Source organism: Citrobacter rodentium NBRC 105723 = DSM 16636 (assembly GCF_021278985.1).
Lineage (GTDB): Bacteria > Pseudomonadota > Gammaproteobacteria > Enterobacterales > Enterobacteriaceae > Citrobacter_A > Citrobacter_A rodentium.
In genome coordinates this window covers 1,353,468-1,367,087 of the sequence record NZ_CP082833.1, presented here as the reverse complement: position 1 = coordinate 1,367,087, position 13,620 = coordinate 1,353,468, and the positions used below count along the sequence as shown (strand labels likewise).

At 53.6% G+C, this 13,620-nt stretch carries 14 protein-coding genes; all 14 read left to right on the top strand.

Annotated features, from left to right (window positions below; translation table 11 throughout):
- Window positions 1-139: 139 nt before the first annotated feature.
- The 14 genes from asnC (at window position 140) to glmU (ending at window position 13,346) form a co-directional block, all read left to right on the top strand.
- Entirely contained in the window at window positions 140-598 is a 459-nt protein-coding gene (gene asnC, locus K7R23_RS06445) for a transcriptional regulator AsnC (protein ID WP_012907971.1), read from the top strand.
- Window positions 599-688: 90 nt separating this feature from the next.
- Window positions 689-1,132 carry an FMN-binding protein MioC gene (gene mioC / locus K7R23_RS06440; protein ID WP_024132987.1) on the top strand — a complete coding sequence of 148 codons (444 nt, stop codon included), beginning with the start codon at window positions 689-691 and terminating at the stop codon, window positions 1,130-1,132.
- A 378-nt stretch (window positions 1,133-1,510) separates the two neighbouring features.
- Window positions 1,511-3,400, top strand: coding sequence for a tRNA uridine-5-carboxymethylaminomethyl(34) synthesis enzyme MnmG (gene mnmG, locus K7R23_RS06435; protein ID WP_012907973.1), 1,890 nt, complete (start codon window positions 1,511-1,513; stop codon window positions 3,398-3,400).
- A gap of 138 nt (window positions 3,401-3,538) precedes the next feature.
- A complete protein-coding gene (gene rsmG, locus K7R23_RS06430) occupies window positions 3,539-4,162 on the top strand; it encodes a 16S rRNA (guanine(527)-N(7))-methyltransferase RsmG (protein ID WP_012907974.1) in 624 nt (207 codons plus the stop codon).
- A 616-nt stretch (window positions 4,163-4,778) separates the two neighbouring features.
- Window positions 4,779-5,159 (top strand): F0F1 ATP synthase subunit I, encoded by a 381-nt coding sequence (gene atpI / locus K7R23_RS06425; RefSeq protein ID WP_024132988.1) that lies wholly within the window; start codon window positions 4,779-4,781, stop codon window positions 5,157-5,159.
- Between the two features lie 8 nt (window positions 5,160-5,167).
- The gene (gene atpB / locus K7R23_RS06420) at window positions 5,168-5,983 is read left to right on the top strand and encodes a F0F1 ATP synthase subunit A (protein ID WP_012907976.1); all 816 of its coding nucleotides are present in this window, start codon (window positions 5,168-5,170) and stop codon (window positions 5,981-5,983) included.
- 46 nt (window positions 5,984-6,029) lie between these two features.
- Complete coding sequence (gene atpE, locus K7R23_RS06415) at window positions 6,030-6,269, top strand: F0F1 ATP synthase subunit C (RefSeq protein WP_000429386.1); 240 nt, start codon at window positions 6,030-6,032, stop codon at window positions 6,267-6,269.
- Window positions 6,270-6,328: 59 nt separating this feature from the next.
- Window positions 6,329-6,799, top strand: a complete 471-nt coding sequence (gene atpF / locus K7R23_RS06410; protein WP_003023796.1) for a F0F1 ATP synthase subunit B — start codon at window positions 6,329-6,331, stop codon at window positions 6,797-6,799.
- Window positions 6,800-6,813: 14 nt separating this feature from the next.
- Window positions 6,814-7,347 (top strand): F0F1 ATP synthase subunit delta, encoded by a 534-nt coding sequence (gene atpH, locus K7R23_RS06405; protein ID WP_012907977.1) that lies wholly within the window; start codon window positions 6,814-6,816, stop codon window positions 7,345-7,347.
- Window positions 7,348-7,359: 12 nt separating this feature from the next.
- Window positions 7,360-8,901 carry a F0F1 ATP synthase subunit alpha gene (gene atpA / locus K7R23_RS06400; protein WP_012907978.1) on the top strand — a complete coding sequence of 514 codons (1,542 nt, stop codon included), beginning with the start codon at window positions 7,360-7,362 and terminating at the stop codon, window positions 8,899-8,901.
- A 50-nt stretch (window positions 8,902-8,951) separates the two neighbouring features.
- The gene (gene atpG / locus K7R23_RS06395; protein ID WP_012907979.1) at window positions 8,952-9,815 is read left to right on the top strand and encodes a F0F1 ATP synthase subunit gamma; all 864 of its coding nucleotides are present in this window, start codon (window positions 8,952-8,954) and stop codon (window positions 9,813-9,815) included.
- A 26-nt stretch (window positions 9,816-9,841) separates the two neighbouring features.
- Window positions 9,842-11,224, top strand: coding sequence for a F0F1 ATP synthase subunit beta (gene atpD, locus K7R23_RS06390; RefSeq protein ID WP_012907980.1), 1,383 nt, complete (start codon window positions 9,842-9,844; stop codon window positions 11,222-11,224).
- Window positions 11,225-11,244: 20 nt separating this feature from the next.
- On the top strand, window positions 11,245-11,664 hold the full coding sequence (locus K7R23_RS06385; protein WP_001251971.1) for a F0F1 ATP synthase subunit epsilon: 420 nt from the start codon (window positions 11,245-11,247) through the stop codon (window positions 11,662-11,664).
- A 311-nt stretch (window positions 11,665-11,975) separates the two neighbouring features.
- Window positions 11,976-13,346 (top strand): bifunctional UDP-N-acetylglucosamine diphosphorylase/glucosamine-1-phosphate N-acetyltransferase GlmU, encoded by a 1,371-nt coding sequence (gene glmU / locus K7R23_RS06380; RefSeq protein ID WP_012907981.1) that lies wholly within the window; start codon window positions 11,976-11,978, stop codon window positions 13,344-13,346.
- Window positions 13,347-13,620: the final 274 nt, after the last annotated feature.

The window sequence follows — 13,620 nt, the reverse complement described above, 5'->3', positions numbered from 1 at the left end:
TGCGTCCTGTTGCCTATGATTAAGCAACAAAATGCGGGCACAATTCAATATTCAACAAATAAAAAGCCTGCATCAGTTTTAATTCTCTAAAATTTACCGCTAAAATAGTGTGAATCATTAATCTTCATAAGAAAAACCTATGGAAAATTATCAGATCGACAATCTGGACCGCGGCATTCTCGACGCCTTAATGGAAAATGCCCGCACCGCCTATGCCGAACTGGCGAAACAGTTTGGCGTCAGCCCCGGGACGATTCACGTGCGGGTAGAAAAGATGAAGCAGGCGGGGATCATCACCGGCGCCCGCATCGATGTCAGCCCCAAGCAGCTGGGCTATGACGTTGGCTGCTTTATCGGCATCATCCTGAAAAGCGCCAAAGATTACCCTTCCGCGCTGGCCAGGCTGGAAAGTCTTGCTGAAGTGACCGAGGCCTATTACACCACCGGCCACTACAGCATCTTTATAAAGGTAATGTGTAAGTCGATCGACGCGCTCCAGCACGTACTTATCAACAAGATCCAAACAATTGATGAAATTCAGTCCACCGAGACATTGATCGTCCTGCAGAACCCGATTATGCGTACCATCAAGCCATAGTCGGCTTTTTTAATCCCACATTTTTCCACAGGTAGATCCCAGCTCGCTCACAGCGTACAATAGCCGCCTCTTTATATGAGCGAGCGATCAATGGCAGATATTACTCTTATCAGCGGCAGCACCCTCGGCGGTGCGGAATACGTGGCGGAACATCTGGCTGAGAAGCTGGAAGAGGCCGGTTTTTCAACCGAAACCCTGCACGGTCCGCTGTCAGAAGAGCTATCTCCCTCCGGGATCTGGCTGGTGATCAGTTCCACCCACGGCGCGGGGGACATACCGGACAATCTGCTTCCTTTCTATGAAGAGCTTCAGGCGCAGAAGCCCGATCTGTCACAGGTCCGGTTTGGTGCGATTGGCATCGGCAGCCGTGAATATGACACCTTCTGCGGCGCGATCGAAAAGATAGAAGCGGAACTGAAGCGTGCAGGCGCGAAACAGATCGGCGAAACGCTTAAGATCAACATCCTTGAACACGATATTCCGGAAGATCCGGCGGAAGCCTGGCTGGGATCGTGGATTAATTTACTCAAATAAGTGTAAAGATCGTGCGATCGAGTGTGGATAACTCTGGTAAGAAGCTTGGATCAACCGGTAGTTATCCAAAGAATAACCGTTGTTCAGTTTTTGAGTTGTGCATAACCCCGCATTCTGATCCCAGCTTATACGGAGCAGGATCACCGATCATTCACAGCTAATGATCCTTACCAATGTATTGATCTTATTAGCAGGATCCGGCTTATCCACACCCTGTCGCGATCCTAATAAGAGATCACAATAGAACAGATCTCTAAATAAAAAGATCTTCTTTTTAATACCCAGGATCCCGGGTCTTTCTCCATCGACTAAAGTTGAGTAGAATCCACCGCCCGGGCTTCAATCCATTTTCATACCGCGTTATGCGAGGCAATAACCATGTTTTATCCGGATCCTTTTGACGTCATCATCATTGGCGGGGGTCATGCAGGCACTGAGGCCGCGATGGCCGCAGCGCGTATGGGTCAACAAACCCTGCTTTTGACACACAATATCGATACGCTGGGGCAGATGAGCTGCAACCCGGCGATTGGCGGTATTGGGAAGGGACATCTGGTAAAAGAAGTGGATGCGCTCGGCGGACTGATGGCGAAGGCGATCGACCAGGCGGGGATCCAGTTCAGGATACTAAACGCCAGCAAAGGTCCAGCTGTTCGCGCCACCCGCGCCCAGGCGGATCGCGTGCTGTATCGCCAGGCGGTCCGTACCGCGCTGGAAAATCAGCCGAACCTGATGATCTTCCAGCAGGCGGTGGAAGATCTGATTGTCGAGAACGATCGTGTCGTGGGCGCCGTCACTCAGATGGGGCTAAAGTTCCGCGCGAAAGCCGTTGTGCTTACCGTCGGGACCTTCCTTGACGGCAAAATTCATATTGGTCTGGATAACTACAGCGGCGGCCGCGCCGGCGATCCGCCCTCCATTCCTCTCTCCCGCCGTTTGCGTGAACTACCGCTGCGCGTAAGCCGCCTCAAAACCGGTACGCCGCCGCGTATTGACGCGCGCACTATCGATTTCAGCGTGCTGGCTCAGCAGCATGGCGACAACCCGATGCCGGTTTTCTCGTTTATGGGTAATGCGGCGCAGCACCCGCAGCAGGTGCCGTGCTATATCACCTACACGAACGAGAAAACCCATGACGTGATCCGTAATAACCTCGATCGCAGCCCGATGTACGCCGGGGTGATCGAAGGGATCGGCCCGCGTTACTGCCCGTCGATCGAAGACAAAGTGATGCGCTTTGCCGATCGTAACCAGCATCAGATCTTCCTCGAGCCGGAAGGGCTGACTTCCAACGAAATCTACCCGAACGGCATCTCCACCAGTCTGCCGTTTGACGTGCAGATGCAGATCGTCCGCTCAATGCAGGGCATGGAAAACGCGAAAATCGTGCGTCCGGGCTATGCCATTGAGTATGACTTCTTCGATCCGCGCGACCTGAAACCGACGCTGGAAAGCAAATTTATCCACGGCCTGTTCTTTGCCGGACAAATTAACGGCACCACAGGATACGAAGAGGCGGCCGCGCAGGGTCTGCTTGCCGGTCTGAATGCCGCACGCCTGTCTGCGGACAAAGAGGGTTGGGCGCCCGCGCGCTCCCAGGCCTATCTCGGCGTGCTGGTGGACGATCTCTGTACGCTGGGCACCAAAGAGCCGTACCGCATGTTTACCTCCCGCGCCGAATATCGCCTGATGCTGCGTGAAGATAACGCCGATCTGCGTCTGACTGAAATGGGGCGTGAGCTGGGGCTGGTGGATGATGAGCGCTGGGCGCGTTTCAACGAGAAGCTGGAGAATATCGAACGCGAACGCCAGCGGCTGAAATCGACGTGGATTACGCCGACGGCGGAAACTGCGGTGGAAGTCAACGCTCACCTTACCGCGCCGCTTTCCCGTGAAGCCAGCGGTGAAGATCTGCTGCGTCGCCCGGAAATGACCTATGCGCAGCTCACCGCGCTGTCGCCGTTTGCGCCTGCGCTTGCCGACGCTCAGGCCGCTGAACAGGTCGAAATTCAGGTGAAGTACGAAGGTTATATCGCCCGTCAGCAGGATGAGATCGAAAAACAACAGCGCAACGAGAATACGCTGTTGCCGGCAACGCTGGACTACCGCCAGGTTTCCGGACTGTCGAACGAAGTGATCGCCAAGCTCAACGATCATAAACCGGTTTCTATCGGCCAGGCTTCGCGTATCTCTGGGGTGACGCCTGCGGCGATCTCTATTCTGCTGGTATGGCTGAAAAAACAGGGAATGCTGCGCCGCAGCGCATAACGTTTTGAAATCCGCCCGGTGACGCGACGCTTACCGGGCCTGCAAACAGTTCTGGCGAAGAGCTTCGCCCGCCCGGCAAATTTCCGGGGCGGATAAGGCGAAGCCGCCCGCCGGCAAGGACAACGACAGGTAACCACCGTGCTCAATAAACTCTCTCGTCTGCTGGCTGATGCCGGCATTTCGCTTACCGATCACCAGAAAAATCAGCTGATTGCCTATGTCGATATGCTGCACAAATGGAACAAAGCCTACAACCTGACCTCGGTGCGCGACCCTGACGAAATGCTGGTGCGTCATATCCTGGACAGCATTGTTGTGGCGCCGCATTTACACGGCGAGCGCTTTATTGACGTCGGTACCGGACCGGGGCTGCCCGGGATTCCACTCTCTATCGTCCGTCCGGAATCGCATTTTACCCTGCTCGACAGCCTGGGTAAGCGGGTCCGCTTTTTACGTCAGGTCCAGCATGAGCTTGCGCTTAAAAACATTACGCCGGTACAGAGCCGCGTTGAAGCGTTTCCAGCCGAACCGCCGTTCGACGGCGTGATCAGCCGGGCATTCGCCTCGCTCAACGATATGGTGAACTGGTGTCATCATCTGCCCGGCGAGAACGGCTGTTTTTATGCGCTGAAAGGTCAGTTGCCTGAGGATGAGATTGCCGCGTTACCCCCGCAGTTTAGCGTCGGGGCGGTGTTCAAATTGCAGGTGCCGCAGCTGGAAGGCGAGCGTCATCTGGTAGTGATTAAGCCAAACAAAATTTAATTTTTATCAAAAAAGTTAGAGAAAAATCGCATTTTCGCTTGTTAACACATTGAGGCGTTCTGGTCGTTTAACCTCGTTACATTTAACGTCATGATCACTGGCTGTTATCAACGAAGCAACGTGGCTTTTTTTGTAAAGCGATGGATTAGTCATTCATGAAAATATCAGCCTGCTAAAAATGCAGCGAGCAAAGCAATCGTTGATGTTAAGTTTTTATTAAAAATGTCAATAGCTGGTTTTTGAAGTGTAAGCAGCCGTTTTTAAAACAGTGATTAATTTTCGGCTTAAATATCAGAAAGTTGAAATGGCGACATTTGCCAAGTCATAAAACAACGTCGGCGCGAATATGCTTAATGTGTGATCTGAAGCACGCTTTGTAGCCAGTGTTTATGCGGTATTTGCCGTTTTGCACGATCGTTCACAGTTTGGCGAAAAGTAATAAATGTGGGCTGGAGAAAAATATTTAAACATTTATTCACCTTTTGGCTACTTATTGTTTGAAATCACGGGGGCGCACCGTATAATTTGACCGCTTTTTGATGCTTGACTCTAAGCCTTAAAGAACGTTTTATACGACACGCGGCATACCTCGATGGGAGCAGGAGTGAAAAACGTGATGTCTGTGTCGCTCGTGAGTCGAAACGTTGCTCGTAAGCTTCTGTTCATTCAGTTTCTGGCGGTAGTGGCAAGTGGATTGCTGTTCAGCCTCAAAGACCCCTTCTGGGGCACTTCCGCAATCTGCGGAGGTATGGCAGTCTTTCTGCCTAATGTGTTGTTTATGATATTTGCCTGGCGTCACCAGGCGCATACGCCTGTCAGGGGCCGGGTGGCCTGGACGTTCGCCTTCGGCGAGGCCCTGAAGGTGTTGGCGATGCTCGTTTTGCTGGTGGTGGCGTTGGCGGTTTTGAAGGCGGTTTTTTTGCCGCTGATCGTTACGTGGGTTTTGGTGCTGGTGGTTCAGATACTGGCGCCGGCTGTAATTAACAACAAAGGGTAAAAGGCATCATGGCTTCAGAAAATATGACGCCGCAGGATTACATAGGGCACCACCTGAACAACCTTCAGCTGGACCTGCGTACATTCTCGCTGGTGGATCCGCATAACCCCCCAGCCACCTTCTGGACGCTCAATATTGACTCCATGTTCTTCTCGGTGGTGCTGGGTCTGTTGTTCCTGCTTATGTTCCGTAGCGTAGCCAAAAAGGCGACCAGCGGCGTACCAGGTAAATTTCAGACCGCGATTGAGCTGGTGATCGGCTTTGTAAATGGTAGCGTGAAAGACATGTACCATGGCAAAAGCAAGCTGATTGCGCCGCTGGCCCTGACGATCTTCGTCTGGGTGTTCCTGATGAACCTGATGGACTTACTGCCTATCGACCTGCTGCCGTACATCGCGGAGCACTGGATCGGTCTGCCGGCACTGCGCGTGGTTCCGTCTGCTGACGTGAACATCACCCTGTCTATGGCGCTGGGCGTATTTATCCTCATTCTGTTCTACAGCATCAAAATGAAAGGCATCGGCGGCTTCACGAAAGAGTTGACGCTGCAGCCGTTCAATCACTGGGCATTCATCCCTGTCAACTTAATCCTTGAAGGGGTAAGTCTGCTGTCCAAACCGGTTTCTCTCGGTCTGCGACTGTTCGGCAACATGTATGCCGGTGAGCTGATTTTCATTCTGATTGCTGGTCTGTTGCCGTGGTGGTCACAGTGGATTCTGAATGTGCCGTGGGCCATTTTCCACATCCTGATTATTACGCTGCAAGCCTTCATCTTCATGGTTCTGACGATTGTCTATCTGTCGATGGCGTCTGAAGAGCATTAATTTACCAACACTACTACGTTTTAACTGAAACAAACTGGAGACTGTCATGGAAAACCTGAATATGGATCTGCTGTACATGGCTGCCGCTGTGATGATGGGTCTGGCGGCAATCGGTGCTGCGATCGGTATCGGCATCCTCGGGGGTAAATTCCTGGAAGGCGCAGCGCGTCAACCTGATCTGATTCCTCTGCTGCGTACTCAGTTCTTTATCGTTATGGGTCTGGTGGATGCTATCCCGATGATCGCTGTAGGTCTGGGTCTGTACGTGATGTTCGCTGTCGCGTAGTAAGCGTTGCTTGAATTAAGAGCAATATCAGAACGTTAACTAAATAGAGGCATTGTGCTGTGAATCTTAACGCAACAATCCTCGGCCAGGCCATCGCGTTTGTCCTGTTCGTTCTGTTCTGCATGAAGTACGTATGGCCGCCGTTAATGGCTGCCATTGAGAAGCGTCAAAAAGAAATTGCTGACGGTCTTGCTTCTGCAGAACGAGCACACAAGGATCTTGACCTTGCAAAGGCCAGCGCGACCGACCAGCTGAAAAAAGCGAAGGCGGAAGCTCAGGTAATCATCGAGCAGGCGAACAAACGCCGTGCCCAGATCCTGGACGAAGCCAAAACTGAAGCAGAGCAGGAACGTACTAAAATCGTGGCCCAGGCGCAGGCGGAAATTGAAGCCGAGCGTAAACGTGCCCGTGAAGAGCTGCGTAAGCAAGTTGCTATCCTGGCTGTTGCTGGCGCCGAGAAGATCATCGAACGTTCCGTGGATGAAGCTGCTAACAGCGACATCGTGGATAAACTTGTCGCTGAACTGTAAGGAGGGAGGGGCTGATGTCTGAATTTGTTACGGTAGCTCGCCCCTACGCCAAAGCAGCTTTTGACTTTGCCGTCGAACACCAAAGTGTAGAGCGCTGGCAGGACATGCTGGCGTTTGCCGCCGAGGTAACGAAGAACGAACAAATGGCAGAGCTTCTCTCTGGCGCGCTGGCGCCGGAAACGCTCGCCGGGTCGTTTATCGCAGTATGCGGTGAGCAGCTGGACGAAAACGGTCAGAACCTGATTCGGGTAATGGCTGAGAATAACCGTCTGAACGCGCTCCCGGATGTTCTTGAGCAGTTCATTCACCTGCGTGCCGCAAGTGAGTCTATCTCTGAGGTAGAAGTCACTTCCGCGACCGCACTGAGTGAAGAACAGCTTGCGAAGATTAGCGCTGCGATGGAAAAACGTCTGTCACGCAAAGTTAAGCTGAATTGCAAAATCGATAAGTCTGTAATGGCAGGCGTTATCATCCGTGCGGGTGATATGGTCATTGATGGCAGCGTACGCGGCCGTCTTGAGCGCCTTGCAGACGTCTTGCAGTCTTAAGGGGACTGGAGCATGCAACTGAATTCCACCGAAATCAGCGAACTGATCAAGCAGCGCATTGCTCAGTTCAATGTTGTGAGTGAAGCTCACAACGAAGGTACTATTGTTTCTGTAAGTGACGGTGTTATCCGTATTCACGGCCTCGCCGATTGTATGCAGGGTGAAATGATCTCCCTGCCGGGTAACCGTTACGCTATCGCACTGAACCTGGAGCGCGACTCTGTGGGTGCGGTGGTAATGGGTCCGTACGCTGACCTCGCCGAAGGTATGAAGGTGAAATGTACGGGTCGTATCCTGGAAGTTCCGGTTGGCCGCGGCCTGCTGGGCCGTGTGGTTAACACCCTGGGCGCGCCAATCGACGGTAAAGGTCCGGTTGAGCACGACGGCTTCTCGGCTGTTGAAGCTATCGCGCCGGGCGTTATCGAACGTCAGTCCGTCGATCAGCCGGTACAGACCGGTTATAAATCCGTTGACGCCATGATCCCAATCGGTCGTGGTCAGCGTGAACTGATCATCGGCGACCGTCAGACAGGTAAAACCGCTCTGGCTATCGACGCCATCATCAACCAGCGCGATTCCGGCATTAAGTGCGTGTACGTCGCTATCGGTCAGAAAGCGTCCACCATCTCTAACGTGGTGCGTAAACTGGAAGAGCACGGCGCGCTGGCGAACACCATCGTTGTGGTGGCTACCGCGTCTGAATCTGCCGCGCTGCAATACCTGGCGCCGTATGCCGGTTGCGCAATGGGCGAATACTTCCGCGACCGCGGCGAAGATGCGCTGATCATTTATGATGACCTGTCTAAACAGGCTGTGGCCTATCGTCAGATCTCCCTGCTGCTCCGTCGTCCGCCTGGACGTGAAGCATTCCCGGGTGACGTATTCTACCTCCACTCCCGTCTGCTGGAGCGTGCTGCGCGTGTTAACGCCGAATACGTTGAAGCCTTCACTAAAGGTGAAGTGAAAGGGAAAACCGGTTCTCTGACCGCGCTGCCGATTATCGAAACGCAGGCTGGCGACGTTTCCGCGTTCGTTCCGACCAACGTTATTTCCATTACCGATGGTCAGATCTTCCTGGAAACCAACCTGTTCAACGCCGGTATTCGTCCTGCGGTTAACCCGGGTATCTCCGTATCCCGTGTAGGTGGCGCAGCGCAGACCAAGATCATGAAGAAACTGTCCGGCGGTATCCGTACCGCGCTGGCGCAGTATCGTGAACTGGCGGCGTTCTCCCAGTTCGCTTCCGATCTTGACGATGCAACCCGTAAACAGCTTGACCACGGTCAGAAAGTGACCGAACTGCTGAAACAGAAACAGTATGCGCCGATGTCCGTTGCGCAGCAGTCTCTGGTTCTGTTCGCGGCAGAGCGTGGTTATCTGGCGGATGTAGAACTGGCGAAAATCGGTAGCTTCGAAGCCGCTCTGCTGGCTTACGTCGACCGTGATCACGCTCCGTTGATGCAAGAGATCAACCAGTCCGGTGGCTATAACGACGAAATCGAAGGCAAGCTGAAAGGCATCCTCGATTCCTTCAAAGCAACCCAGTCCTGGTAACGTCTGGTGGCCTGCCTTAAGGCGGGCCGCAAGGCATTGAGGAGAAGCTCATGGCCGGCGCAAAAGAGATACGTAGTAAGATCGCAAGCGTCCAGAACACGCAAAAGATCACTAAAGCGATGGAGATGGTCGCCGCTTCCAAAATGCGTAAATCGCAGGATCGCATGGCGGCCAGCCGTCCTTATGCAGATACCATGCGCAAAGTGATTGGTCACCTTGCAAACGGTAATCTGGAATATAAGCACCCCTATCTGGAAGAACGCGACGTTAAGCGCGTGGGCTACCTGGTGGTGTCGACTGACCGTGGTCTGTGCGGCGGCTTGAACATTAACCTGTTCAAAAAACTGCTGGCGGATATGAAAGCATGGTCCGATAAAGGCGTTCAGTGCGACCTCGCAATGATCGGCTCTAAAGGCGTGTCTTTCTTTAATTCCGTTGGCGGCAACGTTGTCGCTCAGGTAACGGGCATGGGGGATAACCCTTCCCTGTCCGAACTGATCGGTCCGGTGAAAGTGATGTTGCAGGCCTATGACGAAGGCCGTCTGGACAAGCTTTACATTGTCAGCAACAAATTTATTAACACCATGTCTCAGGTTCCGACCATCACTCAGCTGCTGCCGTTACCGGCTTCAGAAGATGATGAACTGAAACGCAAAGCCTGGGATTACCTGTACGAACCAGACCCGAAAGCGCTGCTGGATACCCTCCTGCGTCGTTATGTGGAATCTCAGGTTTATCAGGGCGTGGTAGAAAACCTGGCCAGCGAGCAGGCCGCCCGTATGGTGGCGATGAAAGCCGCGACCGACAATGGCGGCAGCCTGATTAAAGAGCTGCAGTTGGTATACAACAAAGCTCGTCAGGCCAGCATTACTCAGGAACTCACCGAGATCGTCTCGGGGGCCGCCGCGGTTTAACCAGGTTATTTCGTAGAGGATTCAAGATGGCTACTGGAAAAATTGTCCAGGTAATCGGCGCCGTAGTTGACGTCGAGTTCCCTCAGGATGCCGTACCGCGCGTGTACGACGCCCTTGAGGTACAGAATGGTAATGAGCGTCTGGTGCTGGAAGTGCAGCAGCAGCTCGGCGGCGGTATCGTACGTACCATCGCTATGGGTTCTTCCGACGGTCTGCGTCGTGGTCTGGAAGTGAAAGACCTCGAACACCCGATCGAAGTCCCGGTAGGTAAAGCAACGCTGGGTCGTATCATGAACGTACTGGGCGAACCAGTAGACATGAAAGGCGACATCGGTGAAGAAGAACGCTGGGCTATCCACCGCGACGCGCCGTCCTATGAAGAGTTGTCTAACTCTCAGGAACTGCTGGAAACCGGCATCAAAGTTATCGACCTGATGTGTCCGTTCGCCAAGGGCGGTAAAGTCGGTCTGTTCGGTGGTGCAGGCGTAGGTAAAACCGTAAACATGATGGAGCTGATCCGTAACATCGCGATCGAGCACTCCGGTTACTCCGTGTTTGCGGGCGTGGGTGAACGTACTCGTGAGGGTAACGACTTCTACCACGAAATGACCGACTCCAACGTTATCGACAAAGTATCCCTGGTATACGGCCAGATGAACGAGCCGCCGGGAAACCGTCTGCGCGTGGCGCTGACCGGTCTGACCATGGCGGAAAAATTCCGTGACGAAGGTCGTGACGTTCTGCTGTTCGTCGACAACATCTACCGTTACACCCTGGCCGGTACGGAAGTATCCGCACTGCTGGGTCGTATGCCTTCCTCGGTAGGTTATCAGCCGACCCTGGCGGAGGAGATGGGCGTTCTGCAGGAACGTATTACCTCCACCAAAACCGGTTCTATCACCTCCGTACAGGCGGTATACGTACCGGCGGATGACCTGACTGACCCGTCTCCGGCAACCACCTTTGCGCACCTTGACGCTACCGTGGTACTGAGCCGTCAGATCGCCTCTCTGGGTATCTACCCGGCCGTTGACCCGCTGGACTCCACCAGCCGTCAGCTGGACCCGCTGGTGGTAGGTCAGGAACACTACGACACCGCGCGTGGCGTACAGTCTATCCTGCAGCGTTACCAGGAACTGAAAGACATCATCGCCATCCTCGGTATGGATGAACTGTCTGAAGAAGACAAACTGGTGGTAGCACGCGCGCGTAAGATTCAGCGCTTCCTGTCCCAGCCGTTCTTCGTAGCGGAAGTCTTTACCGGTTCTCCGGGTAAATACGTTGCGCTGAAAGACACCATCCGTGGCTTTAAAGGCATCATGGAAGGCGAATACGATCACCTGCCGGAGCAGGCGTTCTATATGGTCGGTTCCATCGACGAAGCCGTGGAAAAAGCCAAAAAACTTTAACGCCTTAATCGGAGGGTGATATGGCAATGACTTACCACCTGGACGTCGTCAGCGCAGAGCAACAAATGTTCTCTGGTCTGGTCGAGAAAATCCAGGTAACGGGTAGTGAAGGTGAACTGGGTATTTACCCGGGACACGCGCCGCTGCTCACCGCCATTAAGCCTGGTATGATTCGCATCGTTAAACAGCACGGTCATGAAGAGTTTATCTATCTGTCCGGCGGCATTCTCGAAGTGCAGCCTGGCAGCGTGACCGTTCTGGCTGATACCGCGATTCGCGGACAGGATCTCGACGAAGCGCGAGCCCTGGAAGCGAAGCGTAAGGCTGAGGAGCATATTAAGAGCTCCCATGGTGACGTGGATTACGCTCAGGCGTCTGCGGAACTGGCCAAAGCGATCGCTAAACTGCGCGTTATCGAGTTGACCAAAAAAGCGATGTAACACCGGCTTGAAAGCATATAAACCAGCCTGATATAAGGCTGGTTTTTTTTCGCCTGTGATTTATGGCCCATGCGGCATCTTACTTCAAGACTCAAAAAAATAGCAAAAACATCGGCCTAACGCTTTAATCAGGGTATAGCGCGACTTTTCGCAAGACAAAAGCCGTGCTAATGGTCGAAAATGACGCTATCGCCGCTGGGGGAACCCCGGTATTGAGCGTTTTATCTTCTCCCCATTTCACGCTGAAAAAAATGTAGTATTTTCAAAGTGAAACGGTATAAATTCGTTCTCAAATTACAGTCAGGACGCGTATGTTGAACAAAGCTATGAGCGTCGTGATCCTTGCCGCTGGCAAGGGTACGCGTATGTATTCCGATCTTCCCAAAGTGCTGCACACCCTTGCCGGTAAGGCGATGGTTCAGCATGTCATTGATGCGGCGAATGAATTAGGCGCCTCTCAGATTCACCTGGTCTACGGCCACGGTGGCGAGCTGCTTAAAAGTACCCTCAAAAACGACAACCTTAACTGGGTGCTTCAGGCGGAACAGCTGGGAACCGGTCATGCGATGCAGCAGGCTGCGCCCTTCTTTGGCGATGACGAAGACATTTTAATGCTCTATGGCGACGTACCGCTGATCTCTGTGGAAACACTCCAGCGCCTGCGCGATGCCAGACCACAGGGCGGCATTGGCCTGTTAACCGTGGTGCTGGATGATCCAGCCGGCTACGGGCGGATCACGCGCGAAAACGGTAAGGTCACCGGCATTGTTGAACATAAAGACGCCAGCGATGAGCAGCGTCTGATTCAGGAGATCAACACAGGTATCCTGATTGCCAACGGCGCGGACATGAAGCGCTGGCTGGCGAAGCTGACCAATAACAACGCGCAGGGCGAATATTACATCACCGATATTATCGCGATGGCGCATCAGGAAGGTCGTGAAATCGCGGCTGTGCACCCGGCTCGCATCAGCGAAACGGACGGCGTGAATAACCGCCTGCAGCTTTCCCGTCTGGAGCGCGTTTATCAGTCCGAACAGGCGGAAAAACTGCTGCTGGCAGGCGTGATGCTGCGCGATCCTTCGCGTTTTGATCTGCGCGGCGCCCTCACCCACGGGCGGGATGTGGAAATTGATACTAACGTTATCATCGAAGGCAACGTTACGCTTGGCAACCGCGTCAAAATTGGCGCTGGCTGCGTGATTAAAAACAGCGTCATCGGCGACGACTGTGAAATCAGCCCGTACAGCGTGGTGGAAGATGCGCATCTGGAAGCGGCCTGCACCATCGGCCCGTTCGCCCGTCTGCGTCCGGGGGCGGAGCTGCTTGCAGGGGCGCACGTGGGTAACTTCGTTGAAATGAAAAAAGCGCGGCTGGGTAAAGGCTCGAAAGCGGGCCACCTGAGCTATCTTGGCGACGCGGAAATTGGCGACAACGTCAATATCGGCGCTGGCACCATTACCTGTAACTACGACGGCGCTAACAAGTTCAAAACCCTGATTGGCGACGACGTGTTTGTCGGGTCCGACACCCAGCTGGTGGCGCCGGTAAGCGTAGGGAAGGGCGCCACCATTGCCGCAGGCACCACCGTGACGCGCGATGTCGCCGATAATGAACTGGTATTAAGCCGCGTGCCGCAGGTCCATAAACAGGGCTGGCAGCGTCCGGTGAAGAAAAGGTAACGAATAAATCCGTTGTGATTTTGTAGGCCGGATAAGCGTCAGCGCCATCCGGCAGACACGGGATGAGGCGGTAAAAATATATCGCCCGCCCACCAGCAATACCCATAAAAATACCCCCACTCTCTACAAGGCTCGGGGCGCCCGGAAAAACGGGTTTTATCCAAAGGATTTCGCGTTGCGGCAAGCGGGAGCTTACATAAGTAAGTGACCGACCAGCACAGCCACGGCGTGAAAGACGAAGGATAAATACAGGTCGAAAGACAACGAGAGGCAT

What these genes read in the sequence shown, in the direction of transcription:
- mioC (WP_024132987.1), top strand. Translation starts at nt 689, where the DNA reads ATGGCAGATATTACTCTTATCAGCGGCAGCACCCTCGGCGGTGCGGAA.
- atpB (WP_012907976.1), top strand. Translation starts at nt 5,168, where the DNA reads ATGGCTTCAGAAAATATGACGCCGCAGGATTACATAGGGCACCACCTG.
- atpE (WP_000429386.1), top strand. Translation starts at nt 6,030, where the DNA reads ATGGAAAACCTGAATATGGATCTGCTGTACATGGCTGCCGCTGTGATG.
- asnC (WP_012907971.1), top strand. Translation starts at nt 140, where the DNA reads ATGGAAAATTATCAGATCGACAATCTGGACCGCGGCATTCTCGACGCC.
- K7R23_RS06385 (WP_001251971.1), top strand. Translation starts at nt 11,245, where the DNA reads ATGGCAATGACTTACCACCTGGACGTCGTCAGCGCAGAGCAACAAATG.
- atpI (WP_024132988.1), top strand. Translation starts at nt 4,779, where the DNA reads ATGTCTGTGTCGCTCGTGAGTCGAAACGTTGCTCGTAAGCTTCTGTTC.
- atpA (WP_012907978.1), top strand. Translation starts at nt 7,360, where the DNA reads ATGCAACTGAATTCCACCGAAATCAGCGAACTGATCAAGCAGCGCATT.
- glmU (WP_012907981.1), top strand. Translation starts at nt 11,976, where the DNA reads ATGTTGAACAAAGCTATGAGCGTCGTGATCCTTGCCGCTGGCAAGGGT.
- mnmG (WP_012907973.1), top strand. Translation starts at nt 1,511, where the DNA reads ATGTTTTATCCGGATCCTTTTGACGTCATCATCATTGGCGGGGGTCAT.
- atpG (WP_012907979.1), top strand. Translation starts at nt 8,952, where the DNA reads ATGGCCGGCGCAAAAGAGATACGTAGTAAGATCGCAAGCGTCCAGAAC.
- atpD (WP_012907980.1), top strand. Translation starts at nt 9,842, where the DNA reads ATGGCTACTGGAAAAATTGTCCAGGTAATCGGCGCCGTAGTTGACGTC.
- atpH (WP_012907977.1), top strand. Translation starts at nt 6,814, where the DNA reads ATGTCTGAATTTGTTACGGTAGCTCGCCCCTACGCCAAAGCAGCTTTT.